Below are 22,595 nucleotides of genomic sequence, written 5' to 3' on the forward strand. Positions count from 1 at the left end.
TGATCACTTCAGTGGGACGAACTTCGAGGAGCGAGTCGCACCGATCCCTGCCTGTCCGTGTTCGACGGAGTTGCGGGTCAGCTGGAACTCGCCGAGATAGTGTCCGATCATCTCGGGCTCGACGCGGACGCGCTCGAACGACTGTCCGTTGTAGACCTCGAAGGTCAAGCCAACGAACTCCGGCAGGATCGGCATATCCCGCAGGTGCGTTCGGATCGGCGCGTTCGCCGTCTCCTCTTCTTCTTTCTCGCGGGCCTTCTCGAGCAGCTTCTGCTTCTCGACTGAGAGGCCGCGTTCGATACTTCGCCGCTTTCGAGCGGGCAGCAGTTCTGCGACTTCGTCGATGTCCAGATCCTGCAACTCCTCGAGCGTGTGACCGCGGTAGGTGAACTCACCTTCGCGGCCGGTTCGGTACTCCTGACTCATTTGTTTCCACCTCGGCCGGTACGGCGCGAGGAAATGTCACCAACCTTCCGTCCCGGCGGGGCATCCCGCGAGACGGACTTGGGTTTGCCCGGGTGCTGTCGGCCACCGCCACCGAACGGGTGGTCGACGGCGTTCATCGCGACACCACGGACGCGAGGGTATTTCGTCCCCCGTGCCTTCATCTTGTGATACTTGTTCCCGGCTTTGACGAACGGTTTCTCCGTTCGACCGCCGCCGGCGACGACGCCGACGGTGGCACGGCACTGTGGATCGAGGCGTTTGACCTCACCGCTGGGAAGCTGGACGACCGCAGCGTTGCGGTCGTGGGTGACCAGATCCGCGTTGACGCCGGAGGCCCGGGCGAATCGACCGCCGTCGCCCTGGTTCGCCTCGACGTTACAGACCGGAATTCCTTCGGGGATCTCCGCGAGCGGGAGCGTGTTGCCCGGCTTGATCTCCGCGGAGACGCCGACCTGAATCTCCTCGCCGACGGAGATGCCCTCAGGTGCGAGGATGAGTCGCTGGTCGCCGTCGTCGAATTCGACGGCGGCGATCGGCGCGGATCGCGCCGGGTCGTGTTCGATATCCACGACCGTTCCGCGGACGAGGTCGTCGTCCTCCTGTTTCTTGTGGTCGAGCTTCGCCTTGTAGCGGTGTGACGGGGCACGGAACGTCGGGCCACCGCGACCGCGTCGTTGTCCCTGAATACGTCGTCCCATCTTCAGAACACCCCGATTCGCGAGGCGACTTCCTGTGCGTCGTCGTCCTCGGAGAGTTTGATGATCGCTTTCTTTTTGCCTTTCATCGTCACTTGCGTGTTGATGTCAGCGACGCCGACGTCGAACCGCTCCTCGACGACATCCCGAATTTCGGGTTTGGTGGCGTCGGGGTTGCAGATGAACTGGAGCTTGTTCTCGAAGTCCATGTCGTTCATGGCCTTCTCGGTCACGAGGGGGTGCTCGATGATCGAACTCATCGGTCTGCCACCTCCTCGAGTGCGCTCTCGGTCCAGACGGTCAGTCGACCCGGCTGTGCGCCGGGTGCGAGCTCTTCGGCGTTGACCTCCGCAGCCGTCGTCACGTCGGCACCAGCGAGGTTCCGGGCCGCACGGGACGGGCCGGACTCACTGGCGGTGACGAACAGAATCGACGTCGGCGTCTTGTACTTCCGGCCACGGGCTTTCCCCTGTCCGGATCGGACGCTCCGACCTTCGTCGGCGCGTTCGATGTCGTCCGCGAGACCGGCGGCCTCGAGGAACGAGACGACTTCCTTCGTCTTCTGGAGGTCTTCGAACTCGTCGCTCACGACGACGGGAATCTCCGCGTCGTCGTCGAACTGGTGGCCGCGCTCGGCGACCAGGTCGGCGTCCGTCGTCGCCGCGATGGCGCTACGGACGGCGAGTTTTTTCGCTTTCGTGTTGATCGAGTCGGACTGGTCCTTCTCGGCCTTCGGTGGGTGTGACTTCCGTCCTTTGATCGCCTGGGGGACGCGTCGTGCGCGGCCGTCCTGACGTGGAACGTGAGCCATCCCGCGACCGCTACCGAACGATTCCGCGGGCGTTCGCATGCCCGCGAACTCGTCGGCACCGTAGGCCTGTTTTCGGTTTGCCTGGGCGACGCGAACGGCGCGGGCGATCAGGTCCGGGCGGTAAGTGGTCTCGAAGACCGCCGGGAGCTCGATCGAGCCCGCGTCGTCGCCGTCCAGGTCTCGTACTGTTGCTTCCATGTGTTATCCCTGGTTAGATGCGGTGGAGACGTAGCGTACCTCGGGATCGAGGCGCGGCTGGTCTCCGGGTCGGATCGCCGGGCGGAAGCGCACGAGGCGCTTGTTCGGCCCGGGGAGCGAGCCCTTGATCAGCGCGTGCGGTCCGTCGACTTCGCCGTAGTTGACGAAGCCACCGTCGACCGTCGCGTCTGCGCCGTCGCCGATATCGACGAGGCGTTTGTTCAGTTCCGTCCGCTGGTGGTAACCGGTCTGTCCCTGCTGTGGGACCGTCGACCGAACACGGGACGGGTTCCACGGACCGAGGTTCCCGATGCGGCGCCGCCATCCCTGCCGGGCGTGCTTGCCCTTTCGTTTCTGGACGCCCCAGCGTTTGACGGGGCCCTGGGTCCCTTTCCCTTTCGTGACACCGCTCGCGTCGACGTACTCGCCCGCGCGGAACACGTCGTTCATGACGTGCTCGCCGCCGTCTGCGACGGTCTCGAGGGCGAAGTCGACGCGATCCTCGACGGAGCCGCCGCCGACTCGCGTCTCCATCACGTCCGGTTTCTTCTTCGGCATCGAGGGAATGCTCCCTGGAACCGTATGCGTGATAACGCGAACGTCGTCGACGCGTCCTTCTTCGAGGTAGCCCCGAAGCTCGTCTTCGGCGGCGTCGGCGTCGTAGTCATCACCGGGGACGTCGAGGACGCGATCGAGTTCGGTAACGAACTCGTCGGTCCAGACCTCGGTGACCGGCTTCATGCCGTATGGCGTTGCTTCGTACGCTCGTAGTGCGACCGCGCGCATCGGCGGCGTCTCCACGATCGTTACGGGGACGGTCTGTTCCATCCCCTCGGTCGGCGAGTTCGCTTTATCGTCGACCATAACGACGTGGGTCATGCCGGCCTTGTAGCCCGCGAATCCCTGGAGCGTTGGCTGTCCGTCGTCGTCCGGCCACGAGTTAAAGCGTGGGACCTCGCTGGTCGCACGCTGTCGTGGGCCGAACCCGAGTGAGCCTTTGCGTGGTGAATTTGCTTGTGGCATTCTATCACTCTCTCAGTGAGAGGGGAGCGAGCGAGGCGAACAGAGCCTCCTCCGTTCGCACGACCTCGCTTCCCTGGTCCGGAACCGTATTTAGCCAGAGGTCGAACCCCGGATCGGCAGTGGGTTCGACTCCGTCGTCCGCGTCGCCCGTTCCATCCGCGGGGGCGACAGCGGAAGCCTCGATGTCGAGGATGTCCGGCAGCCCTCGTTCGGGCGCCCCGAACGCGACGGTCATCCCGTCCCGTTCGACGCGTCCGGCCAACGTCTCGAGCCGCCCGACGGTGAGATTCTCACCGAACCGGGAAGCTGCGATACGGACGCCGGCGTCCTCACGGCCGAGTGCTGCGGAGAGGTCCGTCCGCTCGACCGACAATCCCGGAAGGGGATCGTCGACGAGTTTCGCCCGGACCGGTCGTCGCGAAGAGATCCTGACGGTCACGCGCTCCCCCTCTTCGACCTCCATTTTCGGAGGAACGTTGAGGGAGATCGGGTGTTGCAAGCCGCAATTGACCCGGACGCGCCCTTCAGGTCCGACCTCGGTCACGATTCCTTGTCTTGACGACCCCGAACCGTCAGATTCGGAGCCGGTCTGTGACATGGCGCGGAGCGGCGGCAGGATGCCCGCATACTCCAGTTCGTCCCGCATCCCCCATGCCTCGTTGCGGAGGTATGGCGGCGTTGCGGCGTACCGCAAGACGGTGCTTACGAACCCGCCGTCGAATCGCCCGGTTTCGCCATCCCGGTCGGGATAGACGATTAGGCGATCGGCCCGGAAGATCGTCGCCGCGCGGGCGACGTATCCGAGTTTGCGAGTTGCCTCGCGTTTGTCCTCGGCTTCACGGGTGAGCGACGACGGGACGAGTATGCTGACGGTCATGCCGAAACGCTTCGGCGCCGCGTCACTAGACTGTAGCGATGTGTTGCCGGTAATGTCTTAAAAGGGTAGCGGATTCGATCCCGGCTGTGAACGGCTCACACCCGCGAATTCGTGTGTTACAGCCACACACTCTGTCGAAGTGATAGATGCGTGATCGATTTCCGGAAAAACGGGTTTGTTAGGGCGGGTGCGGGGACTCGAGAACCGACAGCAGGCAGTCGGACATCGTCATGTGCCGGCATGCCGATGTCGGGTCGATTCGCAACCCTTATACATCCCTCCGGGTGTACATTAGAGTGTAGCAGGGCGCTGGTAGTGTAGTGGTATCACGTGACCTTGCCATGGTCACAACCTGGGTTCAAATCCCAGCCAGCGCACTTCTGCGGCGAACAACTCCGACGAGCACCGCGTAGCGTGTGCTCGTCACTCGTGAGCCGTGAAGTCGCTCTGGGTTTGAATCAGGTCAGTCGCAGCGCCGATCGGAGGGAGGCGACCGTCTGACCGTGGTTCAAATCCCAGCCAGCGCATTTCTCTGAACACAACACCACGAGCATTGCGTAGCAATGCGAGTATCCGTGTTCGGAGAAATCGTTCTTGAATTTGAATCAGACTGAGGTTCTGCGAGCGTAGCGAGCAGGTTCTCAGGCGTGGTTCAAATCCCAGCCAGCGCATTTCTACGGCGAACAAACTCGTGAGCGACAGAAATCGTCCTATATTTGAGTCATGGTAGTCTCGTCAGTTTATTCTGTATTATGATCGGTTCTAACGTGACCAGGATACGAGGTCGGGGTGATTTCGATGTTAGCCTCCGGGTCTATCGTGTCGATCCAGAGCTCTTCAGTCGGAGTAATGAAGATCGAAGTGCCGGCCCATGATGGAGCGGTGTCGCTCGTGATTTCCCATTCGAACGTTTCCGTATACCCCGTTTCCAGTTCGGCTTCCACCTCGTATGTTCCGCGTCGCTGCACCAGATTGGAGAGTACAGCGAGATACAGATGGTTCTCAACCGTTTCGGAATATACCTCCTCGGGTTGGGAGTCGTCCATGAACCGCACCGTTAGGTCAACGTCGTACTCGTCCCCAGTCACATTGTAGACTTGAAGTTGGGCAGCTGAGCCGTGTTCTGAGACTGTGACGTTCTCACCGTCATCGGAACTCTTGTACGGATCGTCGGCACCAACGAGAGTGATCCAGTCGTACGGGATTCGCATGTGGAAGTTCGAGTCAACAAAATGCACTACCGTAGGATTGTTTCTACCGGTACTGCTTCCACACCCGTGACCGTATTCTTCATCTTCTCGTACTCCGCCCATCGATGACTCGTCTTCACACCAGTGCTTCGCTCTCCCGCTGATGGAGGTGGTGAATCACCCCGCCCTCAAGGGGCGGGGCTTCCCGTTTCTACGACGTGACTTGCAGACACTCGCTGGAAATCAGCGGTGTCCGTAGCGGTCACAGTCTCCACGGGCGTTGATTCGGGCCATCCCAGCCCTAATTCAGCAAAACCGCGCTTCAATACGTTCATTGCCGCGTTCGCATCCCTATCCGTCTCAAATCCACACGATGGACATGAGTGTTCACGAACCCAGATTGGCTTCGCTGTCTCCACACCACAACACGCACACTCTTTCGTTGTTCCACGAGCAGGCGCTTGCACGACGTGTGTACCGTACAAGTCGCCCTTGTATTTGAGCAAAGTGATGAACTGTCGCCACGCCACATCCTGCTTGTTCCGAGCATTCTCGTCCCCTTGAAGCATACCAGCGACGTTGAGGTCTTCCACGAACACGGCGTCGTACTCTGTGACGAGCCACGTCGTCAACTTGTGCTGGTAGTCAAGTACCTTCCGGCGAATCTTCCGTTTTACCTTGGCAACTGTTCGGCGTTGTTTCTCGTAGTTGTTCGACCCGTGTTGCTTCCGGGAGAGTTTGCGTTGTTCGCGGCGGAGTCGTTCGTATTCGTCTTCGAGGTCGAGCCAATCCACTGTCTTGCCGTCACTCGTGTGGATGTAGTTGAGGATCCCAAGGTCGATTCCCACGCTGTTGCTCGCGTCGAGTGAGTCTAACGCGGGTTTCTCGGGAACGTATTCGTCGTCGGTTTCGAGGCTGAATGAGACGAACCACTCGCCAGTCGTCTCCTTTTTCAGCGTGACTTCTTTGATAGTAGCGTGGTCAGGGAGTGGTCGGTGGTAGCGAATCTTCACCCAGCCGACTTTACTGAATCGCACGTAGGCGTACCCGTCGCGCCCCCTCTTGTTATCGAGGTCGAAGCCTGACTGGTTGTACGTGACACTTCGGTACTCGCTGGGTGATTGCCGTTTGAGCCACCCGACTTTCTGTCCCTTCTTTTTCTTTTTTCGAAGGTTCGAGAGGTTTCGGTGGAAGCGTGCGACGGTGGCTTGAGCAGCTTTTGAGTGTAACTCGCTGAACACGGGCCACTGTCGCTTCCACTCGGGAAGCTTGTTGTTCTGGGCGTATTCGCTTGGTTTGTCGTCGGGACTGTTCGTGTAGTCCCATTTGACGTGGTTGTAGAGTTGGCGATGAACGTTGATGTGATGTTCAGCAGCCATCGCTACCTCGTTGCTTGGGTAAGCGCGGTAACGGTGGCTGTGTTCCATCGCTGTCTACGTGTTTGACCCGTTTTTACTTATTAGTGTGTATCTGGGGCTTCCTATCGGATTCATCCCCGAGGTCAAGCCTCGGGGTATTCTCCTGTACCGCTGATAAAATAGTAGCCGTGGTCAGTTTCTCTCAACAATTCGATTGCAAGTGGTTTGATACTGAGTTCGACAACGTCTCGATCGTCAACGCTGCCCACGTGGCCTTCGTGGTGTTCACTCACATCTTCCCCAAGCAATTCGTTGTAGATCCGGTGCTCTTCGTACATTTCGACGTACGATTGAGCCGAGTCTCGGTCCACTGATTCGGGTGGCTCCGGCATCTCCTTGAGTTCGTCGTAGACGTGAACATCTTCTGGGGCCGTGTAATTTTTCCCGCCTGGATCTTGTTCTGACAGGCATCCTGCGAGTAGCGCTGGGGTGAGTGCGAGGAGGGCACGACGCTGCATACCCGTTATTTTGTAGGCTTGTCAATAAGTATTCATGACCAGTCGTAGCTGTTCCGTCTGTGTCCTGTGCGTAGCGTAGGGACCTACGCGAAGACGGAGACAAACAGGGCATCATGGTCGAATAGTACTGCACCGCACCAGAATTCCTCTCGCTGTCGTGTCGTCTTATCTACTATTGGGCCAAACTCTTTCCGTGCGGCTAATTCCGCTTATTGTTGTCTCTGTGGAGGCCTATCAGACCCCTCAGCCAGCGCATTGCTGTCGCGAACAAATCCGCAAGCGAGAACGATAGAAATCGAATCTGGATTTGAGGTAAACGACTCGCACACAGCGAAGTGAGCATACCTAGACGTCGTTCAACTCCCAGCCAGCACGCGTATCTAATGATTACTCGTGGATCCGGCAACTATTCTCGAGCCCGAGCTCCCTCCCTCGAGAGGCACAACCGAGAACCAAACTGGCCATCGAGGCAGTGAACGACTGATTACGTCGGAGATTGTGAAGAACAGTGGCGTGTGACCGTCTCAAAGAGTTATTTCGCTACGAGGCGATATCGGCTCGCTAACAGGCGAAGACGTCGTTTTTAAAGTGGAACGACAAGTCTACGCTCGGTAACACGTGATTGTACTGACGGGACGACAGAAATATCCGCAGAACTCACCATCAATAAGAGGATACTATCCGACTGATCGAACAGTTCCCACAGGTCTTGGGTCAAAATCAGTAACCAATACCGCCTGCGATTGGCTTTTATAGCGTGGCTTGCTACGGGTAAATGGACAATTGAACTCGTGATTTAGCAATGCAAACTGAACTCCCTACCGCTGACGATGCGAACGACCTCCAGTACGACCAGACCAACGACCGCTACGTCTTCCACCACGATTTCGAAAGCACGGCGACGATCACTACGACGATCGTCCACGCCATCGCCTCGATTGCGGACACCGACGTCTCCCAGGGCGAGTTCTCTCTCTACGACAGCGTCGACCCGGACGCGCTCGATCGCATCTTCAGCAAGAAGGCCGACGGCACCGAACGCTCCGGCGGTCACATCGCCTTCACCGCGCTCGAGCACGAGGTGTACGTCTACGCGAACGGCGACGTCATCGTCTACCCGCCGACGGAGACGAGCCGCCACGGCCAGCCGAGCTGAACGCGACCCCTGTCCGTTCCCGCCGCTCTCTACTCCCCCGTTTTTCGACGCTCGAGAGCCGTCTGTACGTCACTGTTGCGGATCGATCCGCCTGAACCGACGACCCGAAATCCGCATGGAACGGGTTTAGGGGTCTTCACCCCGTCAACAAAATCGATGACCGTAATCGCACTCCTGAGCGTCGCACCGGTGGTCGAGGGGAGCATGTCCGGCGAGATCGCGAAGGCCGTCGAGGCGCTCGAGGCGTACGACGTCGAGTACGAGACGAATCCGATGGGGACGGTAATCGAGACGGACGACATCGACGAACTCTTCGCGGCCGCACAGGCGGCCCACGAAGCGGTCGACCACGATCGCGTCAGCACCGTGTTGAAGATCGACGATAAACGGAACCGAGACACGAACGCGGCGGCAAAAGTCGAGGCCGTGGAGGGGCATCTCGGTCGGGCAGCGACGAACACGGACGAATAACGGCGAGTACCCGCGTAGAAATCTCGCACTCGAAGGTGGTGACGGGACACTCGAGCGAGAAGAGAGTGAAGACGCGTCTCGTACTATCTGCTGTACGTCATTTCCGGGGGGACCGAGATCTCTTGGGTCCCACCGGTACATCGGTACAGCAAACCGTCTCAGGCGGGGACAACCTTGACCGGCCGATCCGTATCGAGGATGACGGACTGGGCGACGCTGCCGAACAGGACCTTCCCGACGGGTGACTGTCTGCGGGCACCGACGACGAGTTCGTCGACATCAAACGTGTTTGCGACGTCGACGATGGCCGCAGCGGGATTGCCGGTTGCCGTGTGAACGGTGGTATCGACGCCGGCCTCAACCAGTTCTTCGACGGCCAGCGAGATCGTTTCGACCGGGTCGTCGATGTCGTCGACCGAGAGATCGGACCGAATCTTCCCGATCTCCACGTCGTCGTCGCTGTCGGCAAACTCGAGTTCTTTCCTGACGTGCAGCAGTTCGACGGCGACGTTGTCCGCTGCGTTCGGCAGATCGAGAACGGCCTCGACCTGTGCGCTCACTCGGTCTGGTTGTTCGTCGATCGGGACGAGTACTGTGTACATGGTCGAACGAACAGTCCAATCACATATCAAACCACCCATTGGAACACCTGCGTGGGAATCGAAGACGGAACGTTCTATTCGGTGTGGGGGCCTACGCACACGTATGGAACAAACGATACTCGAAGTTACCGGCATGGCGTGTGATGGCTGTGAAGCGACCGTAGTCGAGGCTCTCGAGGCCATCGAGGGGGTCTCGTCCGTGACGGCGGACCACGAGGAGAACGAGGTTCGCGTCGAACACGACGGGGCGACCGTCGACGAAGCGACGGTCAGCGGGACGGTCGAAGCGGCCGGCTACGAGGTCGTCGCCTAAGAGACGGCGGAAACGGTTCCGATAGCCGGGAGCGCGAACTACCAAACTGTTTTACGACGGAGAGCGAACCAGTGGCTATGGAGAGTCTCAATCGGATGGCGATCGAGTTGGTCGACGAGGCCCTCGAGTACGCCGAAGAGCTGAATATCGGCGGCTACGACCTCGAGAACGAGGCGAGCGTCCTCGACTTCGGCCTCGAGTTCGACGGGGGGATCGAAGCCGGACTGTTGCTGACGGAGATCCAGACGGCGGGGATGGCGACGCCGAGTCACCGACTCGGCGAACTCGGTGGAGCACCGATCCCGTTCGTCGAGCTCTCGACGGATCAGCCGGCCCTGTCGCTGCTCTGCTCACAGAAGGCGGGTTGGGAAGTGATGACGGAGGACTTCGAAGGACTGGGCAGCGGCCCTGCCCGAGCGCTCGTCGCCGAGGAAGAGGAGTTTCACCGCGTCGGCTACACGGACGCCTTCGATCTGACGGCGCTGGCTGTCGAAACCGAACAGGACCCAACCGAAGCCGCGGCCGAACACGTCGCAGACCTCGCGGAGGTCGAGACGAGTGGGGTCTTCCTGCTTGCCTATCCGACCGCGAGCCTGGTCGGGAGCATCACAAACGCCGCCCGGACGGCTGAACTGGCGACGTTTCGCCTCTCCGAACTGGGCTACGACCCGCTTGATATCGTTTCGGCGACGGGTCGAGCGCCAGTGGCCCCCGTTGCCGCGGACGAACGAACGGCGATCGCTCGCACGAACGACGCCATCGCCTACGGCGGGACGGCCCACCTCACGGTTCGTGAGGACGCCGACATCTTCGAGGACGTGCCGTCGACGGCTGCCGAGGGTCACGGACGGCCGTTCGGCGAGATTTTCGACGACCTCGAGTGGGAGTTCTCGGAGGTCCCCTCGGATCTCTTCGCGCCCGCGAAGGTGACGATCGACGTGATCGGCGGACCGACGTACGTCCACGGCGAGACGGACGAAGCGTTGCTCGTCGAGTCGTTCGACCTGTAGCCGTGCAGTTCAAACCGGTTCCCGAACCGCCGAGTGATATCGAGGCTATAGGGCCGATTCTCGAGGCCGTTCCCTCCGAAGCCGGGGCCGTCGACGACTGTTGTCAGCATCTCATAGCGGAGACGTCCCTCGAGAGCCGAAGCGAGGCCGAGACCTGGCTCGTCTTTCTGCGGGCGCTCGAACTCGTGACCGAGGAGCCGGCAGGCTATCGTCGACGTTCGGACGCGAAGGGCATGATTGATGGCGCATCGCCGAATTCGGACCGACTCCAACGGGCGTTTCGAGACCGCGTCTACGGGGCAGATTCGGTGCTCGAGATCCTCGAGCGAGCCGAGACGCCGCTTTCCACCGAGGAGGCCGGTGCCGAATTCCGTCAGCGGGCGACTGCTTCCAACCGTCGGAGCAACGTCGGTCGAAATCGGCTCGATGACGGCGATCGCGTCAATCGGCTGCTCGAGTGGACAACGCTGTTGGGACTCGGAGACCGAACCGACGACGGTCGGTACAGGTAGCCGTCACTGCGGGTTCCACTCCGGTATACGCGGTCGCCGGTAACTCCGTCAACGAACCGCTTCCGAGATAGTTTGCGCTCGAGACCGAGTACCAAAAAGCATTTTACAGTCGCTTTCCCGCATTATCCTATGCTCGAGAATGTCGTACTACAACAAGGTGGTGCCGCCTTCGCCTTTCTCTTCTTCATCGTCTTCACGGTCATCTTTCTCGCGATGGTCGTGTGGGTCTACACCGACGCGGAGCAAAACAGCGACCACCCCGCGTTTCTCTGGGCGATCGTCGTCTTCCTCGCGCCGGTGTTGGGGCTCGTCCTGTACTTCCTGCTCGGACGGAACGCCCGCAGGAGTCAGTTTTAGCGCCGGTATCTGCGGTCTCGCGAAACGACTGCCGGTCCGCGGCCGCTCGAGGATCGACCGGCCGATTTTACCCGCTCGCGCTCGAGGTCGTACTCGATGACCGACCGCGCGCTCAACTTTCGAGCAATCGTCGCGTCGATACGGAACGACGCGGAGTCGACCGCCGAATCGACCACGATCGTCGACGCGACCGGAACCGATCCAGTCGACGTCTGTCAGGCGGTGTATCGGCGCCTCGGAGAGCACACCGACCACGCCGACTGCGAGTTCTACATGAGCCTCAACACGCGTCGCGAGATGGAACGCGGGCTCGTGAAACGCGGCCCCGAAGCCGCCTCGCTTGACTTTCTCGAGCGACAGATCCGAACCGACGTCTCGATGCCGGACGAGACGGTGCTGTTCATGGAACCCGACGCAGTTACGCTCGGCGGCACGATCACCGGCTCGTCGCCGATCGGGGTGGGGACGATCTCGAAGACGGAATCGGCCTGAAAACAGGTTGTCAGTCAGTCCATCGGGTGGACCTTGGTCACCGTTCCGACACCCTTGCTCCGGCCTTCGCGGAAGACGAACTTCTGGCCCTCCTCGACGAGGTACGGGCGGAACTTAAATCGAACCGTGGTTTCGCCGGTGTCGCCAGGGAGGAGCCGCCCGTCGTCGGGGTGGAAGGCAGCGGCCTCGCCGATCGTCTCGAGGTGGACGACGGGTTCGTAGCCGTCGCCGATTCGCGTGGGATGGTTGAGCACCATCACCTCGGCTTCGAACTCCCGGACCGGTTTCGGATCGGCCTCGCGGGGCAGGAGGACCATCCCGCGCTCGATGGCGCTCTCTTTGACGCCTTTCAGCGCGATGCCGACGATGCGGCCGGCCTGAGCCTTGTCGACGCGGTGGTAGTGCATCTCGATCGAGCGGACCTCGACCTCCTGGAACCGGCCGTCGGGCATCGGCCCCAGTAGGAGTTCGTCGCCGGCCTCGACTTCGCCGGACATCACCGTCCCCGAGGCGACCGCGCCGACGCCGGTCACCGAGTAGCTCCGATCGACGTACATCCGGAATTCGCCGGTGTCCTGGGAGGTTTTCGGTAACCGATCGAAGAGTTCGTCCAGCGTCTCGAGGCCGTCCATCGTGATCGCGCTCGTCTCGACGATCGGGACGACGCGGTCGCCGATCTCGTCGATCGCGGCGTCGACGCCGTGGCGGGCGACCCGCAGCGGCGACTTCTCGACCTCGCGCAGGAGTCGTTCGACCTCGCGTTCGACCTCCTCGACGCGCTCGTCGTCGACGGCGTCGGTCTTGGTGATCGCGACGATGGTCGGGAGTTCCGTCGCGAGCAAGACGCCGAGGTGTTCGCGGGTGGTTCGGGTCGGCCCGTCGTCCGCGGCGACGACCAGCAGGCCGTAGTCGAGTTTCTGCCCGACCAGTCCCCGGATCGTCGTCCGGAGCCACGGCTCGTGCCCGACGGTGTCGACGAACGAGACGAGTCGATCTGCCTCCTCGACGACGGCTGCTCGATCCGCCTTGCGGTTCGGGTTACCGACCCGAATCGGGCCGCCATCCTCGTCGAAGCCGTACACGGCGTAGGAGAGGTCCGCGGAGAGTCCGCGCTCGACCTCGTGGGGTTGGACGTCGAGATAGGCGCGCGTGGCGCCGTCGCCGTCGTCCGGCTTGCCGGTTACGAGCGACCCGACCAGCGTACTCTTCCCGTGGTCGACGTGACCCGCGGTACCGACGACAACGTGTTCGTCGTCCGTCTCGAGGACGCCGCCTTCCCGCACCTGAGCGAGGCCCACCAACCCGTCGTTGATCCCCCACGTCTGAACGTCGTCGATGTGTGCGTCGGCCTCCTCGGCCAGCAAGGAGAGGACGTCCATCGTCTCGGAGAAGGTGTCGGGATCGATGCCGGCGAGTCCGCCGTCGTCCGTCACGCCGACGACGTACGTCGCCTCGCCGTCTCCCGAGAGAATTCGGTGTCGGAGTTGCGCGGCCAAACTCTCTCGGCGTCCACCCTCGAGGTGAACGTTACGTGACAGTCGTTCCTTGAACTCGACGTTGCCACCGTCCTGTTCACCACGGTCCAGGGCTCGCTCGAGGAGAGCCCGGTCACGGCTCATGTAGAGCGGTAGCTGCTCACATGGCAAAAGCCTTCCCGTGGGTTGTTAACACGAGACACGACTGTGTCGAATAGTAAAACCCACGCAGAACGTCGAACGGTCCGTGAGCCGACCGTCAACCGTCACTCCTCGACGTGAATGTACCCGAGCATCCGGCGCGGGTGGGGTTCACAGAGGTACTCGTGCATGTTGCTGTTCGCCTCGAACTCGAGTGTCGCCGCGTCGCCGCGGCTGTGAATGTCGGCCGTTCGGAGACCGCTGACCACCCGGTTGTCCTCGTTTCTGATCGCGAGATTGTGGTTGACACCGTCGGCGTTCTCCCACGTCAACTCGTACTCGTTGCCGTCGAACAGGAGCAGCGTTGGGTTGCGAATGCCGTCGATAAGATCCGGTTCGGCGCCTTCCCAGCCGCCGGTGTACCCCATCAGCTGAATCTCGTCGACATCTTCCCAATCGTCCGGGTTGAGGGGCTGTTGCCACTCGTTGTCATCGTCTCCGCCATCGTCACTGCTGCTGGTACAGCCGGCAAGGCCCGCTGTGAGCGCGGCTCCGGAAACGGCGAGTGCGCGACGCCGACCTACGGACCTGTGGTTGGTCATACGCGTCCAGTAGAACGTGACCATCTTAAATCCTGATGTGAACGCGTCGGACGCTGAAGTTACCGGGTGGCCCGCTGTCCCCACGGGACCGTTCCAGCCCCGGTTTCAAGTCGATCCGGACCGTACGATCGGTATGAGTGTCAGTGGTCTCTGTCAGATCTGCGAGTCGCGCCCGGCCCAGAAGCGGTGTGCGAACTGCGGCACGCTCGCGTGCGATGTTCATTTCGAGGATCCGAAGGAACTGTGCGTCGAGTGCGTCGCACAGGCCGATCCGAGTCGCCAGTCGGACGACGTCGACATCCACCGATTCTGATTCATCGTGACATCCATCCGTGATTTACTCGGCGAGTCCCTGGCCGTCGGCGAGCAGTTCTGCCTCCGTCTCGAGGAGCGGGACGGAATTCTCGTCGCCGACCACCCGCACGACTCGAGTCCGATGGACATCGCCGTCGTCGAGGGTCTGGAGCTGCTCGAGGAGCGACCGCCGTCCGACCCGGTCAGGGTCGAACTCCTGAGAAAACGAGTCGACGGGCGAATCGCCGGCCGCGTCGTCGGACTCGATTGCGACGATTCGCCGAACGAAGACGGCAACCGAGATTAGTCGCGGTACTGATTGAGCCGCTTTTTCAATCGCTTCGCGGCCTGCCCGCTCGCGTTCGCGAACTGCTCGCCGTCGTCTCGCGGCTCCGCCGCTCGACTGTCCGAGGCGCTTTGCGCCTCGCTGTCTTCTCCGGCAAAAATGATTCCACGAGAGGAGTTGACCAGCCCGACGCCGTTCGCGAGTCCGAACTCGACCGCGGCCTCGGCGTCGCCGCCCTGTGCCCCGATACCGGGGACGAGGAAGGGGAGATCAGGTACCTGTTCGCGCAGTTCCTCGAGTTCCTGGGGCTTCGTCGCGCCGACGACGAGCCCCACGTTGTCGTTCTCGTTCCAGAGGTCGGCCAGCGCGGCCACGCGCTCGTAGAGTGGTTCGCCGGTCTCGAGTTCGAGGTCCTGTAAGTCGGCTCCGCCGGGGTTCGAGGTCCGACAGAGGATGAAGACGCCGGACTCCTCGTCGGCCAGAAACGGCTGCAGGGAGTCCCGACCCATGTACGGGTTGACGGTGATCGCGTCCGCGGTCTCGAGCAACTGGGCGTACTGACGGGTGGTGTTGCCGATATCGGCCCGTTTTGCGTCCAGCAGAACGGGCACATTCTTCCCGTGTGCGTACGCGATCGTCTCTCTGAGGGCGCGCCAACCGTCGGAGTCCTCGTAGAACGCGGCGTTGGGCTTGTAGACTGCGGCGTGTTCGTGGGTCGCGTCGATGATTCGCCGGTTGAACGCCCAGCGAGGCAGGTCGTGTTCCCGTAAGTGGTCGGGAATCCGTGATAGATCGGGATCGAGACCGACGCTGACGACGCTGTCGACCGTCCGAATGCGGTCGTGCAGCCGATCGAAGAAGTTCATACCTCCGAATGGTCCTGCGGCGGTCGAAAAGGTTGCTATCCCATACGATGACAGTAGCCCGTTGATTTCGGACACCCATCCTGTTAACAGACACCACATACTGGCGGTAAGACGCCCAATTCGGGCGGTATATGGGTTCACTCGAGCGCAGTGACCAGTTGCCACTCGGTTCCGGGCAAGTCACCTCCAAATACTTTAGACATCAGGTACTTCGGTACTATAATCGTCGGCTACAGTATGGCTATTCGAACCAACGAGAAATCTAACTCGCGTCTCGGTCGACTTCGAGACCGGATCCGTTCGACGCTGTTTGCTGGACGGAACGCGACGGCGGACGACGCCCTCGATCACGAGTCGGCAGCCGAGCAGCGGCCGACGAACCCGGACGCGCCCGGCAATCTCTTTCACTGCTCGACCTGTGGAAACGTCTACATCGACTCCGAGAAAAGTAGCTGTACCGCGTGCGAGGAGGACGTCGAGCAAGTGTCGTCGACGCTCGAGTCCTCGCCAGTTCGTCACTGACGCCGACCCGAGTGAGCCATTCAGCCGTCCGATTCGACCAATCCTACTCCTTTCGAGCGTCCAGTCCGATCGGACCTCGAGGAGGCTCATCCGGTTTGCTGTACCGAGTTCCCGGTGGGACCGCAGGGTGGATCGCGATCCCGGCGAAACTGATGTACAGCAGACCGTATCAGGCTTCGAGTACTTCGATCAGGTTCCCCTCCGGATCGCGGAGGAACACGATCGACGTCCCGCTGGCCGTCGTCCGCGGCTCGCTGATCGTCGTCACGTCGTCAGGGAGGCCCGCGTAGAAGGAGTCGAGATCGTCGACGGAGAGGCCGACGTGTGTCGCACCGGGCTGGTTGAGCCCCGCGGCCGGCGAGTCGCTCGCTTCGGGATCGTACTCGACGAGTTCGATTCGGATCCCGTCCGCCTCGAGGTGGGCGAACTCGCCGCGGGCGTCTTCGACGCCGACGGCGTCCGAGAACGCCTCGCCCTCGACGCTGAACCGATCGGCGACGGAGAGACCGAGCACGTCTCGATAGAACGGCAGCGTTTCCTCGAGGTCGCTAACGGTGATACCGACGTGGTGTGCGCTGAGAGTCGTCATTAGCTGGACCGTACCGGCCCGCAGGAAAAACGGTTCCGGCTGGCGAATCGGTTTTCTCACCGCTCGAGACTGCTGTTCACGGTTCGCCGACGTCGAGCGTCCAGTTACCATCGGCCTCGACGTCGATCCAGGAGACGCCGCTCGCGCCGGCCGATCTCGAGGCATCGAACTCGCCGCGTTGGTTGACGAGTTGTTCCCAGCCGCCGTCCGCACCGTAGCCGTCGACGACGAACGCGCCGTCGCCGTCGTGAGTCACGGAGAGGGTGAGACCGTCGTCGGCCCACAGCGGACCGACGAATCCGGATCCCGATCCGGACGCTTCGATCGGAGGCTCCTCGAGGTCGTCGCCGTGGACGGCGGGCTGCTCCAGTTCGATCGACCACGGGCCGTCTGCGTCGACGACGATCTGGTACGTTCCGCCGCCGACGGGCACCATCGACTCGCCCTCGGTGACTCCAGCCGTGGTACTGAGCCGTTCGTTGGGGAGATCGCCATCGACCGGTATCAGCTCCGCGGCGAACGTGCCATCGCCGTCGTGAGTGAACTGTGCCGTGACGATTCCCTCGTCGAGATCGAACGCGTCGGATTCGTCCGTTCCGTCTCCGTCGAACGAATGGGATCTCCCCGCCTCGAGGATCGTCCCGTCCGGCTTCCCTCCGGATTCGTCCCCAGTTCCGCGGTCGATATCGTCCATCCCGTCGACGATATCGGAGGGCGTGATCACGTCGAGACCACGGTTTTCGATGTGATCGAGCAGGTGTTCGAACTCCTCGAGCGACATACTGTTGCTCCCGGCGTCCCCCTCGACGATCCGGGGGATCCGAATCACGGTGAGCTGGCGGTACTGATCACAGAGGTTGATGTGTCGTCGAACGCCGTTGTGGAGCGCGGGACCCCAGATCACCGGGGTCATATGGGTCCCGGTCGGCGGCGCGCCGGTTGGACAGCTGCCGAACAGGAAGCCCGACTCGTGGTACTCCCGGACGATTTCGTGGGTCTCCGGCGTCATGCTGCGCCAGTCCGGGGCGAAGAAGTGACGCGAGCCGTCGTCGAAGCCGCGATCCGCGAGGGAGTCCCGCGTGCTCTCGACGACCGTCCGCTGTCGCTCCGCGGGCTGTTCGGTGAGGTCGCTCTCTCCCCGCGGATACGAACAGACGTCCCAGCCGCGGTCCCGAAGCTCGTGTAACTCGTCGATCCCCATCCGCCCCTGCCCGCCGATGCGCCCGGGATCGACCGGGACCGCGGCGGCCCAGCCCCGTTCCTCGAGCAGTTCGGCTGCGAGATCGTAGTGCGAGTCGTGTCCACCGTAGCACGCGAGGATCGCCTTGCCGTTGTCGACCGCCTCTGTTCGTCGGAGGTCGTCGACCAGCAGCCGGGTCGGGCCGTCGTCGGGTCCGACCGCGATCACGTTCAATCGGGTGACGTTCGACAGATCCGGCTCGCCTTCCGGCTTGTGTTCGTAGCCGCAGTCGAGGCGAAACCAGCCGTCGTAGCCGTCGGGGACCGCACGAACGGTGTTCAGCCGTTCGTCGCGGGTCGGTGCGATAAACTCCACGACGATCTGCGTCGCGGATTCCGGCTTGACCGCGAGCGAGGTATCCCACCCCTCGAGGTCGAGTCCGTTGGAGAGGCCGATGGTTATCCCGGCAGTCCGGTCGTCGCCCTCGATGACTGCCGCTTGCGAGCCGGTTCGCGCCTCGTCTGGAGCGGCCTCGAGTCGCCCATTTCGGACGCCCCAGCGGTCGAGATCCTCGAAATCGTCGATGACCTCGCCGGAGTCGATCGCGGGCCACGTCGACCCGTGGCCGTTCGTTCCGTTCCCACCGCCCTCCTCGGCGGAGTCGTCGGTTCCGTCGCCGGAGAGGAAGTCGAGGCAGCCGGCGAGCGCGGTCGACCCGACGGCGAACGTCGCCAGTGCGTGACGTCGTGAGAGATCGTGGTCCATGTTTGCCGTTCCTACGAACGGTCACCCTTTGGTGATGGTGCCGTTAAGCGAGGTTTCCTCGAGCGGGAGTTTACGAGCCCGCGTTCGCACCGCGGTGAGGGCGTTTATAGAGGTGTTAAACACCCGTTCAGGCGGTCAACGGGTCGCCGAACCGTCGGGAGAACGTCGCTCGCTCGCGTCTCTCGGTGCGGGTGTGAAACCGAACGTCCGACGGTGGAGTGCCAGTTTTACTCGATATTAATAATCACCCCTCGACGCCGATGCTCGCGTATCTGATGGAACGGAACGCGGGAACCGAAGGAGAACGGACGGATCGCAATCGGATGGACGCACTACTCATCGGGATCGATGCCGGCTGTCCGTCGGTGTTCGACCGACTGTCGGACGAGGACGTGATTCCGAACCTGCAGGCGCTACTCGATGCGGGCGCCAGCGGCCCGCTCGAGTCACAGATTCCGCCGTGGACGCCGAGCGCGTGGCCGTCGCTGTTCACCGGCGTCAACCCCGGGAAACACGGCGTGTTCGGCTTCACCGGGTTCGACGGCTACGATTTCCACGTCGTGAAAGGCGACGACGTCCGCGCACACCGGCTCTGGACGCTACTCGACCAACACGATCGCTCGAGCGTCGTCGTCAACGTTCCAGTCACCCACCCACCGGACGAGATCGACGGCGCGATCGTCCCCGGGTTCATCGGCCCGGAGGATCCGCCCTGTCACCCCGAGGGGATCCTCGACGACGTTCGCGAGGAGATCGGGGAGTACCGCGTCTACCCGAAGTACTCGCGGGGCGACGAATCGCTATCGGACGCCGAGAAGATGGACGAGTACTGTTCCCTCGTCGAGATGCGCGGCGAGGCGTTCCAGTACCTGAGCGGGCGGTTCGAACCGGACTTCGGCTTTCTCCAGTTTCAGAAGACCGACACCGTCTTCCACGAGTTCGACGGCGAGTGGGAGAAAGTCAAACAGGTCTACGCCGCCGCCGACGAGCAGATCGGCGCGGTGCTCGAGGCGTGTAACCCGCGACAGGTGTTCGTCGCGAGCGATCACGGGATGGGGCGCTACGAGAAGCCGGAGTTCCGCGTCAACGCCTTCCTCGAGGACGCCGGCTACCTCGAGACGACGCTGGGCGGCAAGGGAATGCCCACGTGGAACGTGATGCGAGACGACCTCCGGGACGGCGAACAGGCAGAGGAGTGGGAGCCGAACACCGTGGAGCGACTCGCCGCGCACTTGGCGAGCGTCGGACTGACGGCGCATCGAATCGGTCGCGTGCTGGACCGACTCGGCCTCTCGGAGTTCGCGAAAGCCCACGCTCCGGACGGCGTCGTCCGAACCGGAAACGAACAGGTCGACTTTGCGAACTCTCGAGCGTACGTCCGCGCGCGGACCGAACTCGGCGTTCGGCTGAACGTCGAGGGCCGCGAGCCGAACGGGCAGGTGCCACAGGACGAGTACGACGAGGTCAGGGCGGCGCTCATCCGGGACCTCGAGTCGGTGACCGCACCCGACGGTGAGCCCGTTTTCCAGACGGTCGCCCCTCGAGAGGAGTTCTTCGAGGGGCCGTACGCCGATCGAGCGGTCGATATCGTCACGATCCCCACCGACTTCCAGCACTTCCTCTCGGCGCAACCGGCCGACGAGTACTTCGCCGAGACGACGGAGCCCTGGAACCACAAACTCGACGGGATTTTCGTCGCCAGCGGAGAGGGGATCGACGCCTCGCGGCCGGTCGAGGACGCCCACCTGTTCGACGTCGCGCCGACGATTCTCGCCGCGCTCGACGTACCCTACAGCGACCGAATGGACGGACGCGTGCTCCCCGTCGTCGAGCCGACCGAGTCCACGAGCTATCCGGAGTACACGGCATCGAAGCGGACGACCATCGATTCCGCGGTCGAGGGCCGACTCGAGGACCTCGGCTACGTCGAGTAACATACTCATGAGACCCGAAACAGTCCCCTACCCCACGACACTGAAAACGGCCGCTCGCCGTTCGACCCTCCCGATGAAACGACACGACCACACCCGACTCCGCAGACGAACCAACACATGAGCTACACCCTGTCATTCAAGCCGGCGATCGACCTCTACGGCCAACACGATCCGAGTGCGGCGTTGTTCAAAGACAGCGAACTTCGCTTCGCGATCGAGGAAGAGCGCCTGACGCGGGACAAACACGCGGTCGACACCTTCCCCGAGCAGGCGATACGCGCCTGTCTCGAGTACGAGGGGATCGAGCTCGCCGACATCGAGAAGATCGTCCTTCCCTACGATCCGAAACTCCGGCGAAAGATCACCCCTCACTACCTGAAAAATACCAGCCAGCTGGAGGGGACGCTACGGAAAGTCACGCACCTCCGGAACGTCGTCAGGGATCAGTTCGTGGCGTCGGTTATGCCGACCCGAATCGTCGAATCCCGGCTCCAGCGGATCGGAACGCCGGTGCCGCCGATCGAGTGTCGCTCTCACCACGAGTGTCACGCTGTGAGCGCGTTCCACCCGTCGACGTTCGAGGAGGCGCTGGTGGTGACCATCGACGCGAAAGGGGAGTACGATTCGACCGTCGTCTGGCACGCCACCCCCGACGGACTCACGCGCGTGCGTACGTACGAACACCCCAACAGCTGGGGCCTGTTCTACGCCGCGATCACGAACTACCTCGGCTATCGGATGTTCAACGGCGAGGGGAAAGTGATGGGACTCGCCCCCTACGGCGAGGACAACCCCGAGATCGAGCGCCGACTGCGGAAGACGATCGATACCGGCGTCGACTACGACGTGACGGCGCTCACCGGTCGCTGGGGAACGGAACACGGCGTGGCCGCCCTCGAGGAGCTGTTCGGCCGACCGCGGTCGACCGACACTGACGAGTTCGACCAGTTCGAGAAGGACCTCGCACACACAGCACAGAAACTCCTCGAGGAGTCCGTCACGGAGATGGTCGGCACGTACGTCGACCGCGTCGGGACCGGAAACGTCGGCCTGGCCGGCGGCGTCGCCCTCAACTGCAAGCTGAACAAGGCGGTCAGGGAGCACCCGGCCGTCGACGAGGTATTCGTCCAGCCCGTTGCTCACGACGCCGGGCTCGCACTCGGCGGCGGCTGGATCGATCGATCGCCGTCCGAGGTCGATCCGATGACGACCGTTTACTGGGGCCACGAGTACGCAACCGCCGAGATTCGGGAACTCCTCGAGACGAACAAGATCGAGTACGCCGAACCGGACGACCTCGAACGGCGGGTCGCCGAACGCATCGCGGACGGCGCGCTCGTGGGCTGGTTCCAGGGCCGCTCCGAACTCGGGCCTCGAGCGCTCGGCAACCGAAGCATTCTCGCGGATCCACGGACCGAAGCGTCCCGCGACCGGGTGAACCGGTTCGTCAAACACCGCGAGGAGTGGCGGCCATTCGCGCCGTCGATGATCGAGTCGGCTGCCGACGAGTACCTGGAGAACGCGACGACCAGCCCGTTCATGATCGACACGTTCGACGTGCGACCCGACCGTCGGGACGACCTTCGAGCAGTGGTTCACCCGGCTGACGACACCACGCGAGCACAGACCGTTCGCGAGGACCAGAACCCGCGGTACTACCGGCTGCTTCGCGAGTTCAAGGACGTGACCGGCGTCCCGGTACTCCTCAACACGTCGTTCAACGACCACGGCGAACCGATCGTCGACACGCCGACCGAGGCGCTGAAGGACTTCTTCGGAATGGGCCTCGACGTGCTCGTCCTCGAGGACTGTCTCGTCGAGAAATCCGGCTCGAGCGACGCGCTGCCGTGACGAGGGTCGACTCCACGCGCCGTCGCGTCAGGACGCCCCATCGCGTCGGGCAGCCCGTTT

27 protein-coding genes and 1 tRNA gene are annotated in these 22,595 nt (G+C 62.4%); 13 read left to right on the forward strand and 15 right to left on the reverse strand.

Annotated features, from left to right (window positions below):
• Positions 1–3: 3 nt before the first annotated feature.
• Genes NATTI_RS0118900 through NATTI_RS0118925 form a run of 6 tightly spaced genes read right to left on the reverse strand, consistent with a single transcriptional unit; the run spans position 4 to position 4,051 of the window.
• Positions 4–426 carry a 30S ribosomal protein S19 gene (locus tag NATTI_RS0118900; protein ID WP_006088300.1) on the reverse strand — a complete coding sequence of 141 codons (423 nt, stop codon included), beginning with the start codon at positions 424–426 and terminating at the stop codon, positions 4–6.
• A complete protein-coding gene (locus tag NATTI_RS0118905) occupies positions 423–1,145 on the reverse strand; it encodes a 50S ribosomal protein L2 (RefSeq protein ID WP_006088299.1) in 723 nt (240 codons plus the stop codon). Before NATTI_RS0118905 ends, NATTI_RS0118900 begins: the two co-directional genes overlap by 4 nt.
• Positions 1,146–1,147: 2 nt before the next feature.
• Positions 1,148–1,402, reverse strand: coding sequence for a 50S ribosomal protein L23 (locus tag NATTI_RS0118910; protein ID WP_006088298.1), 255 nt, complete (start codon positions 1,400–1,402; stop codon positions 1,148–1,150).
• Entirely contained in the window at positions 1,399–2,151 is a 753-nt protein-coding gene (gene rpl4p / locus NATTI_RS0118915; RefSeq protein ID WP_006088297.1) for a 50S ribosomal protein L4, read from the reverse strand. Before rpl4p ends, NATTI_RS0118910 begins: the two co-directional genes overlap by 4 nt.
• A 3-nt stretch (positions 2,152–2,154) precedes the next feature.
• Complete coding sequence (locus NATTI_RS0118920) at positions 2,155–3,174, reverse strand: 50S ribosomal protein L3 (protein ID WP_006088296.1); 1,020 nt, start codon at positions 3,172–3,174, stop codon at positions 2,155–2,157.
• A gap of 4 nt (positions 3,175–3,178) precedes the next feature.
• The gene (locus NATTI_RS0118925) at positions 3,179–4,051 is read right to left on the reverse strand and encodes a putative RNA uridine N3 methyltransferase (protein ID WP_006088295.1); all 873 of its coding nucleotides are present in this window, start codon (positions 4,049–4,051) and stop codon (positions 3,179–3,181) included.
• A 306-nt stretch (positions 4,052–4,357) separates the two neighbouring features.
• Between NATTI_RS0118925 and NATTI_RS0118930 the strand changes: the two genes are divergently transcribed.
• A tRNA-Gly gene (locus NATTI_RS0118930) sits at positions 4,358–4,428 on the forward strand.
• Between the two features lie 363 nt (positions 4,429–4,791).
• Here NATTI_RS0118930 and NATTI_RS0118935 read toward each other — a convergent pair.
• The 3 genes from NATTI_RS0118935 to NATTI_RS0118945 form a co-directional block, all read right to left on the reverse strand.
• Complete coding sequence (locus NATTI_RS0118935) at positions 4,792–5,364, reverse strand: hypothetical protein (protein ID WP_241434257.1); 573 nt, start codon at positions 5,362–5,364, stop codon at positions 4,792–4,794.
• A 65-nt stretch (positions 5,365–5,429) separates the two neighbouring features.
• A complete protein-coding gene (locus NATTI_RS0118940) occupies positions 5,430–6,668 on the reverse strand; it encodes an RNA-guided endonuclease InsQ/TnpB family protein (RefSeq protein ID WP_027119215.1) in 1,239 nt (412 codons plus the stop codon).
• A 74-nt stretch (positions 6,669–6,742) separates the two neighbouring features.
• Entirely contained in the window at positions 6,743–7,117 is a 375-nt protein-coding gene (locus tag NATTI_RS0118945) for a hypothetical protein (RefSeq protein ID WP_006088292.1), read from the reverse strand.
• A gap of 802 nt (positions 7,118–7,919) precedes the next feature.
• Between NATTI_RS0118945 and NATTI_RS0118950 the strand changes: the two genes are divergently transcribed.
• Both NATTI_RS0118950 and NATTI_RS0118955 read left to right on the forward strand, forming a co-directional pair.
• Positions 7,920–8,273 (forward strand): HalOD1 output domain-containing protein, encoded by a 354-nt coding sequence (locus NATTI_RS0118950; protein WP_006088291.1) that lies wholly within the window; start codon positions 7,920–7,922, stop codon positions 8,271–8,273.
• Between the two features lie 156 nt (positions 8,274–8,429).
• On the forward strand, positions 8,430–8,744 hold the full coding sequence (locus NATTI_RS0118955; protein ID WP_006088290.1) for an MTH1187 family thiamine-binding protein: 315 nt from the start codon (positions 8,430–8,432) through the stop codon (positions 8,742–8,744).
• A 158-nt stretch (positions 8,745–8,902) separates the two neighbouring features.
• Here the strand turns inward: NATTI_RS0118955 and NATTI_RS0118960 are convergent, their stop codons facing one another.
• Positions 8,903–9,346 carry a universal stress protein gene (locus NATTI_RS0118960; RefSeq protein ID WP_006088289.1) on the reverse strand — a complete coding sequence of 148 codons (444 nt, stop codon included), beginning with the start codon at positions 9,344–9,346 and terminating at the stop codon, positions 8,903–8,905.
• 103 nt (positions 9,347–9,449) lie between these two features.
• Here NATTI_RS0118960 and NATTI_RS0118965 point away from each other — a divergent pair, with 103 nt between their 5' ends.
• From NATTI_RS0118965 to NATTI_RS0118985, 5 genes are all read left to right on the forward strand, one after another.
• A complete protein-coding gene (locus NATTI_RS0118965) occupies positions 9,450–9,659 on the forward strand; it encodes a heavy-metal-associated domain-containing protein (protein ID WP_006088288.1) in 210 nt (69 codons plus the stop codon).
• Positions 9,660–9,736: 77 nt separating this feature from the next.
• A complete protein-coding gene (mch, locus tag NATTI_RS0118970; protein WP_006088287.1) occupies positions 9,737–10,669 on the forward strand; it encodes a methenyltetrahydromethanopterin cyclohydrolase in 933 nt (310 codons plus the stop codon).
• Positions 10,670–10,671: 2 nt separating this feature from the next.
• Positions 10,672–11,181 (forward strand): hypothetical protein, encoded by a 510-nt coding sequence (locus NATTI_RS0118975; protein ID WP_006088286.1) that lies wholly within the window; start codon positions 10,672–10,674, stop codon positions 11,179–11,181.
• Positions 11,182–11,310: 129 nt separating this feature from the next.
• Positions 11,311–11,538 (forward strand): PLDc N-terminal domain-containing protein, encoded by a 228-nt coding sequence (locus tag NATTI_RS0118980; protein WP_006088285.1) that lies wholly within the window; start codon positions 11,311–11,313, stop codon positions 11,536–11,538.
• A 96-nt stretch (positions 11,539–11,634) separates the two neighbouring features.
• Complete coding sequence (locus NATTI_RS0118985; RefSeq protein ID WP_006088284.1) at positions 11,635–12,030, forward strand: hypothetical protein; 396 nt, start codon at positions 11,635–11,637, stop codon at positions 12,028–12,030.
• A 14-nt stretch (positions 12,031–12,044) separates the two neighbouring features.
• On the opposite strand, the gene NATTI_RS0118990 is transcribed toward NATTI_RS0118985, so the two are convergent.
• Together NATTI_RS0118990 and NATTI_RS0118995 are read right to left on the reverse strand one after the other, a co-directional pair.
• Entirely contained in the window at positions 12,045–13,649 is a 1,605-nt protein-coding gene (locus NATTI_RS0118990) for a GTPBP1 family GTP-binding protein (RefSeq protein WP_006088283.1), read from the reverse strand.
• Between the two features lie 122 nt (positions 13,650–13,771).
• Complete coding sequence (locus NATTI_RS0118995) at positions 13,772–14,248, reverse strand: cupredoxin domain-containing protein (RefSeq protein WP_241434256.1); 477 nt, start codon at positions 14,246–14,248, stop codon at positions 13,772–13,774.
• Between the two features lie 133 nt (positions 14,249–14,381).
• Here NATTI_RS0118995 and NATTI_RS0119000 point away from each other — a divergent pair, with 133 nt between their 5' ends.
• Entirely contained in the window at positions 14,382–14,561 is a 180-nt protein-coding gene (locus tag NATTI_RS0119000; RefSeq protein WP_006088281.1) for a hypothetical protein, read from the forward strand.
• Positions 14,562–14,567: 6 nt separating this feature from the next.
• A complete protein-coding gene (locus NATTI_RS25570) occupies positions 14,568–14,849 on the forward strand; it encodes a hypothetical protein (protein ID WP_027119216.1) in 282 nt (93 codons plus the stop codon).
• On the opposite strand, the gene pyrF is transcribed toward NATTI_RS25570, so the two are convergent.
• A complete protein-coding gene (gene pyrF, locus NATTI_RS0119010; protein ID WP_006088279.1) occupies positions 14,846–15,694 on the reverse strand; it encodes an orotidine-5'-phosphate decarboxylase in 849 nt (282 codons plus the stop codon). The genes NATTI_RS25570 and pyrF overlap by 4 nt on opposite strands.
• Before the next feature lie 237 nt (positions 15,695–15,931).
• Between pyrF and NATTI_RS0119015 the strand changes: the two genes are divergently transcribed.
• The gene (locus tag NATTI_RS0119015; protein ID WP_006088278.1) at positions 15,932–16,216 is read left to right on the forward strand and encodes a hypothetical protein; all 285 of its coding nucleotides are present in this window, start codon (positions 15,932–15,934) and stop codon (positions 16,214–16,216) included.
• Positions 16,217–16,385: 169 nt separating this feature from the next.
• Here NATTI_RS0119015 and NATTI_RS0119020 read toward each other — a convergent pair whose 3' ends face one another.
• Together NATTI_RS0119020 and NATTI_RS0119025 are read right to left on the reverse strand one after the other, a co-directional pair.
• Positions 16,386–16,805, reverse strand: a complete 420-nt coding sequence (locus NATTI_RS0119020; RefSeq protein WP_027119217.1) for a VOC family protein — start codon at positions 16,803–16,805, stop codon at positions 16,386–16,388.
• Positions 16,806–16,881: 76 nt separating this feature from the next.
• Positions 16,882–18,750: a polysaccharide deacetylase family protein gene (locus NATTI_RS0119025; RefSeq protein ID WP_006088276.1), complete on the reverse strand. Its 1,869-nt coding sequence runs from the start codon at positions 18,748–18,750 to the stop codon at positions 16,882–16,884.
• A gap of 275 nt (positions 18,751–19,025) precedes the next feature.
• Here NATTI_RS0119025 and NATTI_RS0119030 point away from each other — a divergent pair, with 275 nt between their 5' ends.
• Both NATTI_RS0119030 and NATTI_RS0119035 read left to right on the forward strand, forming a co-directional pair.
• Positions 19,026–20,684 carry an alkaline phosphatase family protein gene (locus NATTI_RS0119030; RefSeq protein WP_241434255.1) on the forward strand — a complete coding sequence of 553 codons (1,659 nt, stop codon included), beginning with the start codon at positions 19,026–19,028 and terminating at the stop codon, positions 20,682–20,684.
• 117 nt (positions 20,685–20,801) lie between these two features.
• Positions 20,802–22,535 carry a carbamoyltransferase family protein gene (locus NATTI_RS0119035; RefSeq protein WP_006088274.1) on the forward strand — a complete coding sequence of 578 codons (1,734 nt, stop codon included), beginning with the start codon at positions 20,802–20,804 and terminating at the stop codon, positions 22,533–22,535.
• The last annotated feature ends 60 nt before the right edge of the window (positions 22,536–22,595 follow it).

The organism is Natronorubrum tibetense GA33, assembly GCF_000383975.1.
GTDB classification, from domain to species: Archaea; Halobacteriota; Halobacteria; order Halobacteriales; family Natrialbaceae; genus Natronorubrum; species Natronorubrum tibetense.

Bases quoted from the DNA above. Each gene is read 5' to 3' on its own strand.
- NATTI_RS0118900 (WP_006088300.1), bottom strand. From the start codon at position 426: ATGAGTCAGGAGTACCGAACCGGCCGCGAAGGTGAGTTCACCTACCGC.
- NATTI_RS0118905 (WP_006088299.1), bottom strand. From the start codon at position 1,145: ATGGGACGACGTATTCAGGGACAACGACGCGGTCGCGGTGGCCCGACG.
- NATTI_RS0118910 (WP_006088298.1), bottom strand. From the start codon at position 1,402: ATGAGTTCGATCATCGAGCACCCCCTCGTGACCGAGAAGGCCATGAAC.
- rpl4p (WP_006088297.1), bottom strand. From the start codon at position 2,151: ATGGAAGCAACAGTACGAGACCTGGACGGCGACGACGCGGGCTCGATC.
- NATTI_RS0118920 (WP_006088296.1), bottom strand. From the start codon at position 3,174: ATGCCACAAGCAAATTCACCACGCAAAGGCTCACTCGGGTTCGGCCCA.
- NATTI_RS0118925 (WP_006088295.1), bottom strand. From the start codon at position 4,051: ATGACCGTCAGCATACTCGTCCCGTCGTCGCTCACCCGTGAAGCCGAG.
- NATTI_RS0118935 (WP_241434257.1), bottom strand. From the start codon at position 5,364: ATGGGCGGAGTACGAGAAGATGAAGAATACGGTCACGGGTGTGGAAGC.
- NATTI_RS0118940 (WP_027119215.1), bottom strand. From the start codon at position 6,668: ATGGAACACAGCCACCGTTACCGCGCTTACCCAAGCAACGAGGTAGCG.
- NATTI_RS0118945 (WP_006088292.1), bottom strand. From the start codon at position 7,117: ATGCAGCGTCGTGCCCTCCTCGCACTCACCCCAGCGCTACTCGCAGGA.
- NATTI_RS0118950 (WP_006088291.1), top strand. From the start codon at position 7,920: ATGCAAACTGAACTCCCTACCGCTGACGATGCGAACGACCTCCAGTAC.
- NATTI_RS0118955 (WP_006088290.1), top strand. From the start codon at position 8,430: ATGACCGTAATCGCACTCCTGAGCGTCGCACCGGTGGTCGAGGGGAGC.
- NATTI_RS0118960 (WP_006088289.1), bottom strand. From the start codon at position 9,346: ATGTACACAGTACTCGTCCCGATCGACGAACAACCAGACCGAGTGAGC.
- NATTI_RS0118965 (WP_006088288.1), top strand. From the start codon at position 9,450: ATGGAACAAACGATACTCGAAGTTACCGGCATGGCGTGTGATGGCTGT.
- mch (WP_006088287.1), top strand. From the start codon at position 9,737: ATGGAGAGTCTCAATCGGATGGCGATCGAGTTGGTCGACGAGGCCCTC.
- NATTI_RS0118980 (WP_006088285.1), top strand. From the start codon at position 11,311: ATGCTCGAGAATGTCGTACTACAACAAGGTGGTGCCGCCTTCGCCTTT.
- NATTI_RS0118985 (WP_006088284.1), top strand. From the start codon at position 11,635: ATGACCGACCGCGCGCTCAACTTTCGAGCAATCGTCGCGTCGATACGG.
- NATTI_RS0118990 (WP_006088283.1), bottom strand. From the start codon at position 13,649: ATGAGCCGTGACCGGGCTCTCCTCGAGCGAGCCCTGGACCGTGGTGAA.
- NATTI_RS0118995 (WP_241434256.1), bottom strand. From the start codon at position 14,248: ATGACCAACCACAGGTCCGTAGGTCGGCGTCGCGCACTCGCCGTTTCC.
- NATTI_RS0119000 (WP_006088281.1), top strand. From the start codon at position 14,382: ATGAGTGTCAGTGGTCTCTGTCAGATCTGCGAGTCGCGCCCGGCCCAG.
- pyrF (WP_006088279.1), bottom strand. From the start codon at position 15,694: ATGAACTTCTTCGATCGGCTGCACGACCGCATTCGGACGGTCGACAGC.
- NATTI_RS0119015 (WP_006088278.1), top strand. From the start codon at position 15,932: ATGGCTATTCGAACCAACGAGAAATCTAACTCGCGTCTCGGTCGACTT.
- NATTI_RS0119020 (WP_027119217.1), bottom strand. From the start codon at position 16,805: ATGACGACTCTCAGCGCACACCACGTCGGTATCACCGTTAGCGACCTC.
- NATTI_RS0119025 (WP_006088276.1), bottom strand. From the start codon at position 18,750: ATGGACCACGATCTCTCACGACGTCACGCACTGGCGACGTTCGCCGTC.
- NATTI_RS0119030 (WP_241434255.1), top strand. From the start codon at position 19,026: ATGGAACGGAACGCGGGAACCGAAGGAGAACGGACGGATCGCAATCGG.
- NATTI_RS0119035 (WP_006088274.1), top strand. From the start codon at position 20,802: ATGAGCTACACCCTGTCATTCAAGCCGGCGATCGACCTCTACGGCCAA.